The sequence below is a fragment of the Streptomyces sp. AN091965 genome (assembly GCF_022698285.1).
GTDB lineage: Bacteria > Actinomycetota > Actinomycetes > Streptomycetales > Streptomycetaceae > Streptomyces.
Genome location: NZ_JALDMY010000001.1, coordinates 1,441,783 through 1,457,335 on the forward strand (window position 1 = coordinate 1,441,783; position 15,553 = coordinate 1,457,335).

A 15,553-nucleotide genomic window follows, 5' to 3' on the forward strand; every position below is an offset into this window, starting at 1 on the left:
CGGGGCGGGGGCCCGGCGGCGGGCCGGGGTCAGTCGTTCGGACGTCGCGGCGGGCTCGCCACCCCCGTCTCACGGCCGCTGAGTTCGGCGTCCAGGGTCTGCTGCGCGACCCGCATCGCCTCCGCGTACCTCGGTTCGGACATGCGCTGCCAGGCCTCGTCCGGTGCGACCTCCTCCTGGCGGCTGACCACCCACCAGATGTTGCCGAACGGGTCGCGCACCCGGCCGCCCCGGTCGCCCCAGGCGCTGTCACAGATCTCGGTGACCACCCGCGCGCCGTGGGCGACGGCGGCGGCCACGGCGGCGTCCGCGTCGGGGACGTGGACCCGCAGGAGCGAGGGCATCACCGGCCAGTCGGGCCGCCGGTCGAAGGCCAGCACGACCGTGTCCCCGACGCGGATCTCGCCGTGCCCGATGGTGCCGTCCTCGACCGGCACCCGGGCGAGCTCCTCCCCGCCGAACGCGGCGGCGACGAAGTCGAGGAGCGCTCCGGTGTCGTCGGTGACCACCCAGGGCGCGACGCTGGTGTATCCCTCGGGCGCGGTGCGGTTCATCGGTCCGGTCCTCCCGTAGCGGCCTGCCGGGCCACGGCGTTCGGCCGCGGCCCGCTTGCGTCGGAACCGACGGTAGAACGGGTATAGGTCAGTTCATGGCCTAGTGCACGCGCCGTCAGGCCGTACGTCCGCTCGGGCCCATCGCGCTGTGGCGCACCGGGTCGCCCGCCGTCGGTGCCTGTGCGCGCGGGTGGCTACGGGTGGTAGAGCGTGCGGGCGCGCGTCAGGTCGGCGGGGCCGTCCCTGCCGATGTCGAGGAAGTAGCGCACCTGCCACGCCTGGGTGCCGCGGGCCTGGCGGCCGGTCGTGGTCACCCAGGGCGGATAGACGCGGAAGCCGCGCTTCCCGCCGGAGCCGCCGCGGGAAACAACGCCGCGCTCGCACAACACCTCGCGCGGGAACACGAACTGGCCGAAGCCGTCGTCGTCATGGCTGCTGATGACGAAGAGGTCCACCCCGTCGTCGGCGTCGAAGGGCCGGATCGGGCCCTCCTCGGACCGCTGCCACACGGTGACGAACTGGCCCGCCTTCGTCGGGGTGGTCCTGGCCGCGCGGAAGCGCACCGAGCGGCCGTCGAGCGTGAACGCGCAGGCCGCGTACTCGGCGCTCTCCGGTTCGGGCACGGGCGGTGAGCAGGCGAAACCGCCGCGGTCGTACACCGAGGCCTTCGCCGCGATGAGGTCCCCGTGAAGCCCCGTCCACGGCTGATGCGTCGCCATGCGGTCATCCTGTCATGGTGATCGTTCGGTGCCGTGGCGCCGTGTCCGAGGCCGGTGTGCTCAGGGGAGGCGGGCGGTGTCCATCGCGTCCAGCAGGTCCCGGAGTCCGGCGAGCGCCCCGCGGGCCGCCTCCGTCATCCCCGCCAGTGCCGCGCGGCGGTCGCCGGTCGCGGTCAGGCCCTCCTCGGCACGGCGGACGAGGCCTGCCGTGTATTCGACGACCGTGCCGTGCAGGCCCGTCGCGACGCGGCGGCGCTCGCCGGTCACCGCGTCGCCGACGCGCGCGGCCACCGCGGCCAGCACCCGTCGCTCCCAGCGTCCGCCGTCGCCCCGGCGGGCGCGCGTCAGCAGGCCGAGCGCCCAGACGGGCAGCAGCCACGGCACGGTCACCAGGCCGAGGCCCGCGAGCAGCGCCGCGGTGCCGGGGCCCGCCGACTCGGCCGGGTCGCTCAGCACCGCGAGCCCGAGCACCGCCCCGCCGACGGCGCCGACCGCGACCGGCGCGGGCCAGGTCGCGCGGGCGGGGCCGTAGGCGCCCACCGCGTGCAGCGCGGCCAGTTCGGCCGTCCAGGCGCAGCCGAGGGCCGCGAGCCAGGCGAACGGCAGCGCGCCCGCGACCGTGGCCGCCGCCCAGGCCAGGGACACGCCGAGCGTCATCGCGAGGGCGGTCGCGGGGGTCCGGCGGCGCAGCAGCAAGGGGGCCGCGTGGGCGGTCGACAGAGCGGCGAGGCCGTACAGTTCACCGCCGCTCAACGGTACGGCGGCGAGCAGCGGCGCCCCCGCGCAGGCGGTGAAGAGCGCCGCATCCACCGCTCGCGGCCACCACGGGCGGGCCGTCCGTGTCGGCAGGGTCGCGGCGACGGTCCAGCCGCCGCGCTGCGACGGGCCCGCCGCGATCCGCCCGCCGACGGACGCGGCCCGCTCCTTCAGGTGGGCGAGTCCCCGGCCGGTGCCGAGATCTCCGCCCAACGGCTCGCTCTGCCGGGCGGGTTCGTTCGTCACGGTGACCGTCACCTCGCCGAGGGCGTACCCGACGCGGACGGCGACCGGTGCTCCGGCGGCGTACCGCATCGCGTTGGTCAGGGACTCCTGGACGACGCGGTACGCGGTCACGCGCACGGCGGACGGCAGGGGCCGGGGGCGACCGCGGACGTCCAGGGCGACCGGGACACCATGGCGCTCCAGGCCCGCGCACAAGGGCGGCAGGACGTCGCGCAGGGGCCCGTCGCCCGGCTCGTCGGCGACCACCGCGACGAGTCCGGCGAGGGCGGCCAGGACGTCACGGCCCACCGCGGCGCCGTGGGCGAGGGCCTCGTCGGCCAGTTCGGGGCGGCTGTCCGCGAGCCGCAGCGCGGCCGCTCCCTGGACGGCGATGGCGGTGAGGTGGTGTCCGGCGGTGTCGTGCAGGTCGCGGGCGAGCCGTTCGCGCTCGGCGTCGGCGGCGGCCCGGCGTTCGCCGTCCACGTCGGCGAGGCGGGCGAGAAGGCGGGCCCTGCGGTCCTCGCGGTGGGCGCGCAGACGTCCGCACAGCACAATCACCAGGTGCAGCAGGGCGCCCGCGAGCAGGTCGTCCAGGAGCGGGCCCGTCATGTCACCGCCCGCCCCGGGCAGGGGAGTCGAGGCGGTGGCGAGCGCCGCCCCGGGCAGCGCGAGCCGCGCAGGGCGGCGCACGGACAGGGAGAACAGCGCGACCCAGACGGCGACGGGCAGCGCGGGCGTCAGCGCGGCCTCCGGCAGCAGCGCCCGGGGCACCGCGTCGGCCGTGAGCACCGCGCAGAACACCGGCACCGGCGCCATCGCCCGCCACACCAGGGCCGCCGCCGACGCGAGCCCCGCAAGGAGCCCCAGGGCCGTCTGCCAGGGCTCGGCACGGCCCGGGCCGAAGACGACCACGGTCACGTGTCCGGCGAGGAGCAGCGCGGGCACCGCTGCGCCGACGCCCTCCGCCCGCCTGCGCGCCACCGCCCCGAAGCCATCCGATGCCACGCCGTGCCGTGTGTGCCCCGTCCGGCGTCTGCGGGCCTCGTCGTGGCTGGTCGCGCGGTTCCCCGCGCCCCTTTGGGGCCCTGTCCCCTCGGGGCGCTGTCTCCTCAGGGCGCTGTGGCTTCGGGGCGTGTGCCCCTGCCGTGCCGTGAAGAAGGGGCGCAGCCGTGCCCTCATCCAGTCCTCCCCCAGCCCGCGGCCCCGGCCCGCACCGTGACCCTACCGGCGCGCTTCTCCACCCACGGGTGGAGGAGGCACCGGCCAACAGGTCGGGGCCCAGCCCCTGCTCGGGCAGGACGCGGCCCCGCGCGGGGCGCGATGTGCTGGGGGCATGAGCATCGACCGACGTACCGCCGTCGCGGGAGGGATCGCCGCCGGGCTCGGCCTGGCGGGCGCTGCCGCCGTGGGCCGCGCGACCACCTCGCCGAAGGCCGGGCCCGGGGCGATCACCGTCCGGGGCGAGTCCGCCACCCGCACCACCCTGCCCGTCGCCCGCGACCCGAGGGCGTCGGGCGGCGCCTACCTGGCCCTGGACACGGCCGACGCGCCGCCCGCGCGCGGCGGTTGGTACGCCACGTACACCGTGGACGTCCCGGCCGCCGGGCCGTACCGCCTGACGGCGGTGGCCTCCGTGCCCGTGGAGCAGCCGCACGCCGAGCAGCCGGGCTCGTACCTCCGCCTCGCGGTCAACGGCGCCGCGCCGCTGCCGCTCGCCCACTCCCAGCCCCACTGGTACGAGTCCCCGAAGGCCTGGGGCGAACTGTCCCGGGTCACGCTGGGCGACGTCGAGCTGCGCCGGGGCGCCAACACCCTCACCTTCACCGTCGAGGGGCCGACCGTCCTGGACGCGTACACCGGATACCGCTTCCTCCTGGACGAGTTCACCCTCACCCCGGTCCCGCTCGCGCTGCGCGCCGTGGGCGTGCGGGACCGCGCGGGGGATCCGGCGGACAACCTCGGCCACTACCGCGACGAGCGGCACGCGGCCCTGGCCTTCGAGCTGAACGCGGCGGCGCCGGAGGCGCTGCGCGTCACGTACCGCCTGCTCGACCACGCCTCCACGAAGGTGGCCTCCGGCTCCGTGCGGGTCCCGGCGGGCGCCACCGGGGCCGTGGTCCGCCTGCCCGCGCTGCCGCCCGGTGCCTACCGTGCCGTGGCGGCGCTCGGCTCGACCCCGAAGGCCGAGGTCACCGGGCGCTTCGCACGCTTGCCGGAGCGGCGTGCGGTGCGGGGCCCGGCGAACCGCTTCGGCGTCAACGTCGCCACCTACGCCCTGGTGCCGCCCGCACGGCTGCCCGCGCTCGCGTCGGCCCTCGCGGCCATGGGCGTCGGGCACGTCCGCGACGGCGGCTCCTGGCCCGCGGCGCAGCGCACCGGGCGCGGCCCGTTCGCCCCAGAGCCCTTCGACGCCGCCCGCGCGGCGTTCCACGACCACGGCCTGAAGGTCGTCGAGGTCGTCTCGCCGCCCCCCGACTGGGCGTTGACCAGGACCTCCGTGCCGCTCCCCGCCGACCTGCGCGACGCCTACCGCTACACCGCTCACCTCGCGGGGCGGGGCAGGCCCGTACCGGCCCACGCGCTCCAGCTGTCGAACGAGCCCGACGTGGACGCCACCGCGAGCACCGGCGACCAGCACGCCGCGTACGTCAAGGCGGCGGCGCTCGGCATCGCGGACCAGCCGGACGCACCCCCGGTGGTGCTTCCCGGCATCGCGCAGGAGGGCCTCTTCCAGGAGCTGATGCTGCGCAACGACGTGGTGCGGTACGCCGACGTGTGGAGCTTCCACGGCTATCCGCCGCTCGACGACACCGACCCCGATCCTTCGTCGGCGCCGGAGGAGCAGCAGGAGCTGCGGGAACGGTTCGGGGTGCCGGGCCGCGAGGCGGCGATGTGGATGACGGAGTGCGGCGCCTTCCTGCCCGCCGTACCGGGCGGGGACCCCGCCTACGCCACACAGCGCACGCAGGCCCGCTACCTCGTGCTTTCGACGGTGGAGAGCCTGGCCGCGGGCACGGACCGGCAGTTCTGGTTCTGCGGGCCGCCGTGCACGGACGACGGCGTCTCGTTCGCGCTGTTCAGCCGGGACTTCCAGCCGCTGCCCGCGTTCAGCGCCTACGCCGCGCTCACCGCGCTCCTCGGGGAGGCCAACTACGCGGGGCTGATCGAGGAGTTGCTGCCGCGCGCGGCCGGTTTCGTCTTCGCGGACGGCACGGGCCGCACCGTGACGGTGGTGTGCGCGCCCCGGCCGAGGTCCGTGGACGTGCCGGTGCCGGACGGGCCGACGCGCGTGTACGACATCATGGGCGCGGCCCGGGGCACACCGCCCCGGTCACGCCGGGGAACGGTCCGGGTGAGAGCGTCCCGCGACCCGCTCTACCTGGTGACCGACGCTCCGCCGAACCGGCGGCCCAGGCCGCCCGCGAGTGACGGCCGCACCCGGACGCGTCCGCTGTCCCCGGCCGAACACATCGTCCTCGACCAGCGCTTCGCGGCGGCCGACGCGGCGCCGGGCAAGGCCGACGGCGACGCCGAACCGCCGCTGGGCTACCGCCTGGGCACGACGACCCGGATGCGCCTCGCCGTCTACAACTTCAACCCCACCGCGCGGACCGTCACGCTCACCGCGCGAGCGCCCACCGGCTGGTCGGTCACGCCCGGCCGCGCGACGGAGGTCCGGGTGCCCGCGCACGGGCGCGTACGGGTGCCCTTCACCGTGACGGCGGGCGAGCGGGTGACCACCGGAGCGGACCACCCGCTGACCTTCGAGGCCCGGCTCGGCGACGAGCCGGTGCCGCCGTCGGTGTCACTCGTCCAACGGCGGCCCTGAGGCGTGACTAGCGCAGGCCGACCTGGCTGCGGCCGTCCAGCTTGCCGTTGCCGAAGGAGAACGACGCCACGCCGTACGTCGACTTCTGCTCACACACGTAGATCGCGGACTTGATGCCCTTGGCCTCGGAGTCGGCGGAGCGCACGCACACGCCCTTGCCCGCGATGGTGTGCATCTGGGCGACGGTCTTGCCCTTGGTGATCTTCTTGTACTTGGCCTTCGTCATCTTGCCGTTGGACTCCTTGCCGTCCAGTCCGGCCTGCGACTTGATCTCCAGCTTGCCGTTGCCGAAGAGGAACTCCGCCGTGCTGAAGCGCTTGTTGCCCTTGCACGTGTAGGTCTTGCTGGAGTAGCCCGGGTAGCTGCTGCTCGCGGTCTTCTTGCAGGCGCCGCTGCCCGCGACCGAGGTCAGCTTGGCGACGGACGCGCCCAGCTTCACCTTGTCGTACTCGGCGCGCGTGATGGTGCCCGTACCCGCGGCCTGCGCGGTGGGCGCCAGGGCGGCGGTGAGAGCGGTGGCGAGCAGACCGGCGGTGACCAGGCTCTTGCGCGACATTCGGGATCCTCATTCTTGCGCGAAAAGGGCAGGGCTGAGGGACCGTCACGAAGGCGCAGCCCCCCACCCTTCGAACAAAGCGAAGTATAGGGAGACGTCGATCTTCTTTTCGAACACTTTCGCGGGATGACGCCTCATACTGGGTGACAAGCACCACACCGCACACGGAGCCTCATGTGCCGAGCCCCGACCCGGGCCGGGAGCGCGTCTGGTACGTCTCCTACGGCTCGAACATGCACCTCGACCGCCTCATGGCGTACATCGCGGGCGGCAGGCCCCCCGGCTCGTCCCGGGACCACCCCGGCTGCCGCGACCGGCGGCCGCCCGAGGTCTCGCGCGCCGTGGAGCTGCCGGGCGCCCTGTACTTCGCCACGGAGTCGGTGCTGTGGACGGGCGGGCGGGCCTTCTACGACCCGGCCGCCGACGGCTTGCTGTACGCGCGGGCGCACCTGGTGACCCGGGGGCAGTTCTCCGACATCGCCGCGCAGGAGATGTACCGCGCCCCGGGCACCGACCTCGATCTGACGGCGGTGGTCCGGGACGGCCGCGCCCGCCTCGGTGCCGGGCGCTACGAGACGCTGGTGTGCCCGGGGCTGCTCGACGGCCTGCCGCTGCTCACCTTCACGGCGCCCTGGCACCTCGCGGACGTGGCCCTCAACCCGCCCGCGGGCGCCTATCTGCGCCATCTGGGCGCGGGCCTGATGGAGACGGCGGCCTGGGGTGAGGCCGCCGTCTCCGCCTATCTCGCGGCCCGCCCGGGCGCCCTGGGTCACTGGACGGCCGAGCGGGTCGCGCGGCTGCTCGCGCGCTGACCGGTGGGTCAGCCGCGCAGCGGGCCCTCGCAGCGGAAGTCCGAGGTGCCGGCCCGCCCGTCGGTCCAGACGTCCACGGCACCGAACGAGCAGTTCATGTCGGTGAGGTTGTTCTCACCGCCCTTGGCCCGGTCGAGGATGAAGTAGTCGACCGTCTCGGACATGTCCTTGTAGACCAGGTCCTCGTCCTGGGAGTCGGTGAGGCGGGCCGTGATCCGTCCCGTGCAGGCGAAGCGCGGGCGGTCCTGCGAGCCGCCGGACGCGCACTCCGGGGTGTTCCCGGTCGTCGCCTTGATGGAGTCGCGGACCTGCGCCGCCGTGGTGGCGCGCAACTCGCCCACCGGCACGTACGTGGTGGCGGGCACGAACAGGTCGTCGACCTGGGCGATCTGCTCGTCGAGAAAGCCGTCGTACTCGGACTGGATGTGCGTGTCCCTGCCCATCCGGTCGCGCCAGGCGTCGAAGGCCGCCGGGTCGTCCTTGCGCAGCAGGCGGTACATCTCCTGGAGCTCGGCGGGGTGCTCGGCCCACAGGTACTCGAAGAACGTGCCCGCGTAGTTGTAGAACCGGAAGCCGTCGCCGTCGTAGGTGGCGTGCAGGAGCTGGTTGACGGTCATCCGCGGGCCGCCGCCCGCGGTGTCCGCGATGATGCCCTTGACCAGGGACTTGCGGACCTTGATGCCGTCGTCGCGGGTGGCGCCGTCGAAGAACTCGGCGGTGCCCTCGTCCATCGCCGTGGTCCGGTCGCCCTGGTACCACGGGCCCTCGCCGAAGGAACCGGGCACCGCCCAGCGGCCGTTGAGGTAGTGCGTGTACTCGTGCCGGAACAGCTCTTCGAGGGTGAGCGAGGAGTCCTGCGGGACGCGGCGCTGGTAGGTGTAGAAGGTGGCGCCCTTCTCGATGTACATGCCGCCGTTGTCGGTGCTCAGGCCGGTCAGGAGCGGCTGGAAGTTCTCGTACTCGGCGCGCGAGGAGTACAGGACCACGCGCAGGCTGGTGTTGGTGTCGCCCTTGAGCGGCTCCTGGGTCCCGACCACGCGGTGGAACTGCGCCTTGACCTGCTGGCTCGCGTAGTACAGCTGGTCGACGGTGGCGCGGTCGAGGGCGTGGCGCACCACGATCCCGTCGGTGCCCTGCTTGCCGTAGTTGTACGTCTGCGGGAAGAGCTTCTTCTCGATGTCCTCGCGGCACACCTTGTACGGGGCGCAGGCCTCGAACTCCACCAGCCAGGTGGCGACCTTCGCCCACGGCGCGCTGAGGTTGCCGAAGGTGCGGGCGGTGACGTCCAGGAGCCCGCCGAGCCCCGAGACGATCTCGGTGCGCAGCGCCTCGACCTGGCCCATGCGCCCGTACTCCAGGAGGGCGTCGCGCGCCGCCCAGGCGTTGTCCGTGCCCTTCAGGTGCCCGTAGCCCGCGAACGCCTTGAACGCGGCGCGGTAGGAGGGGTCGGCGGCGACGGCCGCGTGGAAGGCGGTGTCCCTGTTGCCGGGGTAGACGCCCAGGTAGTTCAGGGACAGGGCGGCGAGCGCCGACCCGCCCCAGGAGCGGTTCTTGTAGGTGTCGGGGCGGTCGGCGTCCAGGGTCTTCAGGACCCGCTTGACCAGGGGCAGTTGGTGCTGGCGCAGACCCGGCGCGCTCGCCGCGTACAGGGCCTCGCGGAGCGTCTCGGCGTTCGTGGCGGTCGCGTCGAAGGTGCGGGCGGACGAGCCGAAGGCGTCGACGGCCGCCCGCATGGCCGCGACCGTCGGCGGGTCGGTGACGTCGATCTCGTCGCGGGAGAAGTCGTGGTACGCGACGGCATGCAGATAGGTGAACATCTCAAGGAGGTGGCTGGTGTTCTTGCCGTCGTGGCTCGCGGCGAGCGCGCTGATGCGCCGCGACACGGCCTGCACGTGCGCGTCGGACATCACCGGGGCGAGGCGCCGGTCCCAGGTCCAGATCAGCGAGCGCAGACAGCCGTCGGCGGTGACGGCCCGGTCGGCGAGGAAGTCGGCAAGACCCTCCGGGGAAAGCCGGGTCAGGTCGTCGAGCGTGCACCCGGCCGCGGCGGACCGCTGCTTGGCCTTGGGCGTACGGGGGCCGGGGACGCGGCCGTCGGTGAGGCCGCCGGGCGCCGGGAGCCGCCGGGCCCCGGGCTTGGGCGCCTTGGCCAGACGGTCGGCCCGGTCGTGCGGGTCGGGCGCGGCGGCCTGGCGTATCGCGTCGCCCGACGCGGACGGGGTGTCCGCCTGGACGAGCGGGGCCGCGGTCACACAGAGGCTCACCGCCGTCGCGGCGGTGAGCAGGGATCTGCGCAGGGTTCTCGAAGGAAACACGGAGGGCTCCCAGGGTGGGGGTCATGGGAAAGCACGCGGTGCAGGGGCGATGGGCGCCCAACTGCCCGCCTTGTAACGGCACTTGGCGACCGGGACCCATCGGGGAACCCAACGCCATGTGACGCGTAACGTAGTAATGTGAAATTGCACTGACAAGGGGTCAGGCGCTCCGTTATCCAGCTGTGTCCCGGCCGGACCACCCACCGCGCCCGGACCGGGCCGCCCGCCGCGCCCCGGCCGAAGGCCCCGGAGGGGCGGCCGGGTCACCCCGCTACCGAGGAGGACCAACCATGCCCGAGACCACGACCGACACCCCCGGCCCGCCCGCGGCCGACACCCCCCGGGCCCCGGGCACGGTCAGCCACGACCTGCCCGTCTCCCCGGAGTTCGAGCGGTTCATGGCGGGTGGCTGGGCGCCGAGCCCGCTCCCCGGTGACCTCCGCCTGACGGCCGCCGACGTCACCCCGGGCCGTCGGGCGCGCCTCTCCGCCCGCTTCCCCGGGGAGCGACTCGTCATCCCCGCCGGGGAGTTGCGGGTGCGCTCCAACGACTGCGACCACCGCTTCCGGCCGCACAGCGCGTACGCGTGGCTCACCGGCCTCACCGGCGAGGAACAGGCCGGGCACGTCCTGGTCCTGGAGCCCGACGGGCCGCACCGGCACGAGGCGGTCCTGTATGTGCGGCCCCGCTCGCCGCGGGCCGACGGCGGCTTCTACCGGGACCGGCGCTACGGCGAGTTCTGGGTCGGCCGCCGCCCCGACCTGGAGGAGGCCGAGCGCATGACCGGCATCCGCTGCGCCCACCTGGACCGTCTCGGCGCGCTCCCGCCGGGGCGCCACGCGTCGACGGACGGCGAACTCGCCGCCGCCCTGAGCGAGCTGAGGCTCGTCAAGGACGTCTGGGAGGTGGCCCAGCTCCAGCAGGCCGTGGACCACACGGCGGCGGGGTTCGAGGACGTGGTGCGCGCCCTGCCGCGCGCCCTCACCCATCCGCGCGGCGAGCGCTGGATCGAGGGCGTCTTCGGCCTGCGCGCCCGCGCGGAGGGCAACGGCACCGGCTACGAGACCATCGCCGCCTCCGGCGCCCACGCCTGCGTCCTGCACTGGATCCGCAACGACGGCCCCCTGGACGCGCGGGACTTGCTCCTCCTGGACGCGGGCGTGGAGACCGACACCCTCTACACCGCCGACATCACCCGCACCCTGCCGCTCTCCGGGCGCTTCTCCCCCGTCCAGCGGCAGGTGTACGAGCTGGTGCTCGCCGCGCAGGACGCGGGCATCGCCGCGCTGCGGCCGGGCGCGCGCTTCCGCGACTTCCACCGGGCCGCGATGCGGGTGATCGCGGAGGGCCTCGCGGAGTGGGGCGTCCTCAAGAGCCCCGAGGGCGACTTCCACCGCCGCTACACCCTGTGCAGCAGCGGCCACATGCTCGGGATCGACCTGCACGACTGCGCGCAGGCGCGGACCGAGGTCTATCTGGACGGGGTCCTGGAGGAAGGCCAGGTGCTGACCGTCGAGCCCGGCCTCTACCTCCAGCCGGACGACGAGACGCTGCCGCCCGAACTGCGCGGCATCGGCGTCCGCATCGAGGACGACCTGGTCGTCACGGCCGAGGGGGCCCGCCTCATGTCCGGGAGCCTGCCGCGCACGCCGGACGGGGTGGAGGAGTGGATGGGGAACCTCATGGAGGGCTGAGCGGGCCGCCCGGCCCGCCGGCCGGAACTTCCGGCGGGGCGTCGTAGACCAGGCTGTAGCGCCAGAACAGGCGGCGCCGGATCCGGGCACCGGGCAGCTCCCGCGCGGCCGCGGCCCGGATGTCCCCGAGGGTTTCGCGCGGGTCCGCGGTCGGCGCCGTCATGTGCGGGGGCGGCGCGTCGGCGCGGGCCGGATGCCTGATCAGCCCCAGGACCGGATTCAGGAGCGCGGCGGGCAGGGTGGCGAGCAGGTCGACGGGCCCCGACTCCCGGTAGCAGCCGAGGATCACCAGGCGCCCGCCCGGCGCGAGACACCGGCGGAGCTCCCGCAGGGTGGGCGTCAACGGCAGGTGGTGCAGGACGGCGACCAGAGTGACGGCGTCGTAGCGCCGCCCCGGGTCGCGCCCGTCGAAAGCGGCCTCGACGATGGTGACCGCGGGATCGCCGGTGAAGCGCTCCGCCGCGGCGCGGGCCGTCCCGGGATCGGGTTCGAGCCCGGTGACGGTCACGGCTCGACGGCGCAGCCGCGCGGCGAGGTTCCCCGTTCCGCACCCGACGTCGAGGACGTGGCGGGCCCCTGACGCGGCCACCCGGTCCGCGATCCAGCGGCCGTAGTGGTCGTTGTGGCTCCAGGGGTGCCGCTGGTTGAAGCGGTGGAGGTGAGCAAGGAGCGCCATGGGGCCACGGTAGTCAGGGACGACCGCTCACCCCCGCGCTGCCAGGGTGCGGAGCACGTCTGGAACCGGCCATGACCACCCAGTTCCGGTCCGGCCCTGGCCCGCGTCCGCCCTGGTGGCGCCGAGGCCGAACAGCCTGGTCACCTCACCCTCCGTGCCGCGGTCGACCGGGCCGATGCCGCCCGCCCGGCAGGGCCGAGATCGCCCGCGCCCCGAGGCCGCACGAGCCACCGAACAGCGCCCGGGCCGGGGAGAGTTGGCGCCGCGCGCGGGATCCCTTGGCAACGCCGGTGCAATGTGAAATATTACTGACGTGCCCACGAGGAACTCCACGGACGTCATCGTCATCGGGGCGGGCGTGGTCGGCGCCGCCTGCGCCTACTACGCGGCCCGCTCCGGACTCCACGTCACCGTGATCGACCGCGGCCCCGTCGCGGGCGGGACGACGGGTGCGGGCGAGGGAAACCTCCTGGTCTCGGACAAGGAGCCCGGCCCGGAACTCGATCTGGCCCTGCTCTCCACGCGGCTGTGGCGCGAACTGGCCGACGCCCTGCCGCCGCGCATCGAGTACGAGACGAAGGGCGGCCTCGTCGTCGCCTCCGACACCCACGGCCTGGTCTCCCTGCGCGAGTTCGCCGCGCGGCAGGCCCGGTCCGGCGTCGCCGCCGACGAGGTGCCCGCCGACCGGCTCCGCGACCTGGAGCCGCATCTCGCGCCCGGCCTCGCGGGCGGCTTCCACTATCCGCAGGACGCGCAGGTGCAGCCCGCCCTCGCCGCCGCCCAGCTGCTGCGCGCGGGCAGCGAGCGGGTGCGGCTGCGGCTCGGCGAGGAGGTCACCGGCGTCCTCACCGGCTCCGGCGGGCGGGTGCGCGGGGTGCGGACCCCCTCGGGCGACCTCCACGCGCCGCACGTCGTCAACGCGGCAGGAACCTGGGGCGGCGAGGTCGCCCGGCTCGCGGGAGCGTTCCTGCCCGTGCTGCCCCGGCGCGGCTTCGTACTGGTCACCGAGCCACTGCCCCGCGTGGTCCGGCGCAAGGTGTACGCGGCGGACTACGTCGCCGACGTCGCCAGCGACTCGGCGGCGCTCCAGACCTCCGCCGTCGTCGAAGGCACCCCGGCCGGACCCGTTCTGATCGGCGCGAGCCGGGAGCGGGTCGGCTTCGACCGCTCCCTGTCGGTGGCGGCGCTGCGGCGCCTCGCCGCGCAGGCCGTCCGGCTCTTCCCGGCGCTCGCCACGGTGCGGGCCGTGCGGACGTACGCCGGGTTCCGGCCCTACCTCCCCGACCACCTGCCCGCCATCGGCCCCGACCCGCGCGCCCCCGGCCTGCTGCACGCCTGCGGGCACGAAGGGGCCGGGATCGGTCTCGCCCCGGCGACGGGGCACCTCGTCGCCGCGCTGCTCGGCGGCGGCGAACTCCCCCTCGACCTCAAGCCGTTCAGACCCGAGCGGTTCGACGAAGGCACCGACCCCAGAAAGGAGCCGGGGCATGGCGCGTGACCGCACCCCCGCCGACCTCGTCGGGGCCGCCCCCGACACCGCGTTCGAGATCAGCTTCGACGGGCGCCCCGTCCCCGCGCTGCCCGGCCAGTCCGTGGCCGCCGCGCTCTGGGCCGCGGGCGTCCTCGCCTGGCGCACGACCCGGGTCGGCGGGCGGCCGCGCGGCGCGTTCTGCGGCATCGGCCAGTGCCACGACTGCCTGGCCACCATCAACTCCCGCCCGAACCGGCGGGCTTGTCTGGTCCCGGCGCGGCCCGGCGACGCGGTCACCACGCAGGAGGGACACGGGCATGCGGGACTCGGCGTCTGAGACGGCTCCGGAGCACCGGGCTCACCGAGCGCACGAGGGGCCGCACGACCTGGCCGTGATCGGCGCCGGCCCCGCGGGCCTCGCGGGTGCGGTGACCGCCGCCGAACTCGGCCTGTCCGTGGCCCTGCTGGACTCATCGGCACAGCCCGGCGGCCAGTACTACCGCCACCCCGACCCGGCCCTGGGCGCCACCCGCCCCGAGGCCCTGCACCACGACTGGCCGGCCTTCGCGGACCTGCGCCACCGCTTGCACTCCGGCACGGTCACCCGGCTGGCGCGCCATCACGTGTGGACCGTCGTACGCGAGGACGGCGGGGATGCCGAGGGCGGTGAGGACCTGTGGGCCGTGCACGCCGTCACCGGCTCGGACGGCGCCGGGGACGGGGCGGGGGCGGGGGAGCGCCCCGTGCGCGTACGGGCCCGTGCGGTGCTGCTCGCGACCGGTACGTACGAGCGCCACCTCCCCTTCCCCGGCTGGACCCTGCCGGGTGTCGTGGCCGCCGGAGGGGCCCAGGCGATGCTGAAGTCCGGGCTCGTCCTTCCGGGCAGCCGGGTCGTGGTGGCGGGCAGCGGGCCGCTGCTGCTCGCCGTGGCCGCGTCGCTCGCCTCGGCGGGGGCCCGGGTGCCCGCCGTGGTGGAGGCGTCGGGCTACCTCGCGTACGCCCGTGAGCCGCGCACCTTGCTGGCCGATCCGCACAAGCTCCTGGAAGGCGCGACCCACGGCGCGGCGCTGCTGCGGCACCGGGTGCGGCCCCTGGTCCGCAGCGCGGTGACCCGCGCGCACGGCACCGACCGCGTGGAGGCCGTCACGATCTCGCGGCTCGACCGGGACTGGCGGCCCGTGCCGGGGACCGGCCGCCGCATCGCCTGCGACGCGCTCGCGATCGGCCACGGCCTGGTCCCCCAGCTCGAACTGGCCACCGGGCTCGGCTGCGCGACGCGGCGCGCACCGGACGGGACCCACGCGCTCGCCCTCACTTCCCTCCAGAGCACCTCGGTGCCCGGCGTCTACGCGGCGGGCGAGGCGGGCGGCGTCGGCGGCGCCCGCCTCGCCTTGGCCGAGGGCGAGTTGGCGGGCATCGCCATCGCCGCGCGCACCTTGGGGCGGCCCGCGCTGCTCGACGGCCCGCGCGTGCGCGAGCTGCGGCGGCGTCGGCACCGGATGCGCGCCTTCGCCGAGGTGATGGCGCGCGCCCACGCCCCGGGCGAGGGCTGGACGCGGTGGCTCGACGACGCCACGGACATCTGCCGCTGCGAGGAGGTCACCGCGGGCAGCGTGCGCGAGGCGATCGACGTCTACGGCGCCCGGGACGCCCGCACCGTCAAGCTCCTCACCCGCGCCGGCATGGGCTGGTGCCAGGGCCGCATGTGCGGCACGGCCGTGGCCTGCCTCGCCGCGGGCGCGCCCGGCGCGCCGCAGTCACCGCCACCGGAGCGCAGACCGCTGTCGGTGCCGGTGCCGTTGGGAGTGCTCGCCGCGGTGGACGGGGACGAGGAGACCCCGACGGCCGACGGATAGCACCGCCCCGTCTTCCGCCGGACCGCCCCGCACCGGACACTCGTCGACCTCGCAGGCTCCACTCCCCGCTCAATAAAATGTCACACATCA

The 15,553-nt window shown here is 75.2% G+C and carries 12 protein-coding genes; 6 read left to right on the top strand and 6 right to left on the bottom strand.

Features of this window, described 5'->3' with window-relative positions:
- Positions 1 to 29: 29 nt before the first annotated feature.
- The 3 genes from MQV74_RS05430 to MQV74_RS05440 form a co-directional block, all read right to left on the bottom strand.
- Complete coding sequence (locus MQV74_RS05430) at positions 30 to 554, bottom strand: VOC family protein (protein WP_242714878.1); 525 nt, start codon at positions 552 to 554, stop codon at positions 30 to 32.
- Positions 555 to 748: 194 nt separating this feature from the next.
- A complete protein-coding gene (locus tag MQV74_RS05435) occupies positions 749 to 1,273 on the bottom strand; it encodes a MepB family protein (protein ID WP_242714879.1) in 525 nt (174 codons plus the stop codon).
- A 60-nt stretch (positions 1,274 to 1,333) separates the two neighbouring features.
- Complete coding sequence (locus MQV74_RS05440; RefSeq protein ID WP_242714880.1) at positions 1,334 to 3,259, bottom strand: sensor histidine kinase; 1,926 nt, start codon at positions 3,257 to 3,259, stop codon at positions 1,334 to 1,336.
- Between the two features lie 328 nt (positions 3,260 to 3,587).
- Between MQV74_RS05440 and MQV74_RS05445 the strand changes: the two genes are divergently transcribed.
- On the top strand, positions 3,588 to 6,083 hold the full coding sequence (locus MQV74_RS05445; RefSeq protein WP_242714881.1) for a hypothetical protein: 2,496 nt from the start codon (positions 3,588 to 3,590) through the stop codon (positions 6,081 to 6,083).
- Between the two features lie 7 nt (positions 6,084 to 6,090).
- Here MQV74_RS05445 and MQV74_RS05450 read toward each other — a convergent pair whose 3' ends face one another.
- On the bottom strand, positions 6,091 to 6,639 hold the full coding sequence (locus MQV74_RS05450) for a hypothetical protein (RefSeq protein ID WP_242714882.1): 549 nt from the start codon (positions 6,637 to 6,639) through the stop codon (positions 6,091 to 6,093).
- Positions 6,640 to 6,872: 233 nt separating this feature from the next.
- On the opposite strand from MQV74_RS05450, the gene MQV74_RS05455 reads away from it, so the two are divergent.
- Complete coding sequence (locus MQV74_RS05455; RefSeq protein ID WP_242728512.1) at positions 6,873 to 7,451, top strand: histone deacetylase; 579 nt, start codon at positions 6,873 to 6,875, stop codon at positions 7,449 to 7,451.
- Positions 7,452 to 7,459: 8 nt separating this feature from the next.
- Here MQV74_RS05455 and MQV74_RS05460 read toward each other — a convergent pair whose 3' ends face one another.
- The gene (locus MQV74_RS05460) at positions 7,460 to 9,766 is read right to left on the bottom strand and encodes a collagenase (RefSeq protein WP_242714883.1); all 2,307 of its coding nucleotides are present in this window, start codon (positions 9,764 to 9,766) and stop codon (positions 7,460 to 7,462) included.
- 290 nt (positions 9,767 to 10,056) lie between these two features.
- On the opposite strand from MQV74_RS05460, the gene MQV74_RS05465 reads away from it, so the two are divergent.
- The gene (locus MQV74_RS05465; protein ID WP_242714884.1) at positions 10,057 to 11,460 is read left to right on the top strand and encodes an aminopeptidase P family protein; all 1,404 of its coding nucleotides are present in this window, start codon (positions 10,057 to 10,059) and stop codon (positions 11,458 to 11,460) included.
- Here MQV74_RS05465 and MQV74_RS05470 read toward each other — a convergent pair.
- Positions 11,447 to 12,136 (bottom strand): class I SAM-dependent methyltransferase, encoded by a 690-nt coding sequence (locus MQV74_RS05470; protein ID WP_242714885.1) that lies wholly within the window; start codon positions 12,134 to 12,136, stop codon positions 11,447 to 11,449. The two genes, MQV74_RS05465 and MQV74_RS05470, sit on opposite strands and share 14 nt — an antisense overlap.
- A 313-nt stretch (positions 12,137 to 12,449) precedes the next feature.
- On the opposite strand from MQV74_RS05470, the gene MQV74_RS05475 reads away from it, so the two are divergent.
- From MQV74_RS05475 to MQV74_RS05485, 3 genes are read left to right on the top strand one after another with little or no spacing between them, the layout of a single operon-like run.
- Positions 12,450 to 13,634, top strand: a complete 1,185-nt coding sequence (locus MQV74_RS05475) for an NAD(P)/FAD-dependent oxidoreductase (protein WP_242714886.1) — start codon at positions 12,450 to 12,452, stop codon at positions 13,632 to 13,634.
- Positions 13,624 to 13,944 (top strand): (2Fe-2S)-binding protein, encoded by a 321-nt coding sequence (locus MQV74_RS05480; RefSeq protein ID WP_242714887.1) that lies wholly within the window; start codon positions 13,624 to 13,626, stop codon positions 13,942 to 13,944. The genes MQV74_RS05475 and MQV74_RS05480 overlap by 11 nt, the downstream gene beginning before the upstream one ends.
- The gene (locus MQV74_RS05485; RefSeq protein WP_242714888.1) at positions 13,925 to 15,463 is read left to right on the top strand and encodes an FAD-dependent oxidoreductase; all 1,539 of its coding nucleotides are present in this window, start codon (positions 13,925 to 13,927) and stop codon (positions 15,461 to 15,463) included. The genes MQV74_RS05480 and MQV74_RS05485 overlap by 20 nt, the downstream gene beginning before the upstream one ends.
- Positions 15,464 to 15,553 lie beyond the last annotated feature (90 nt).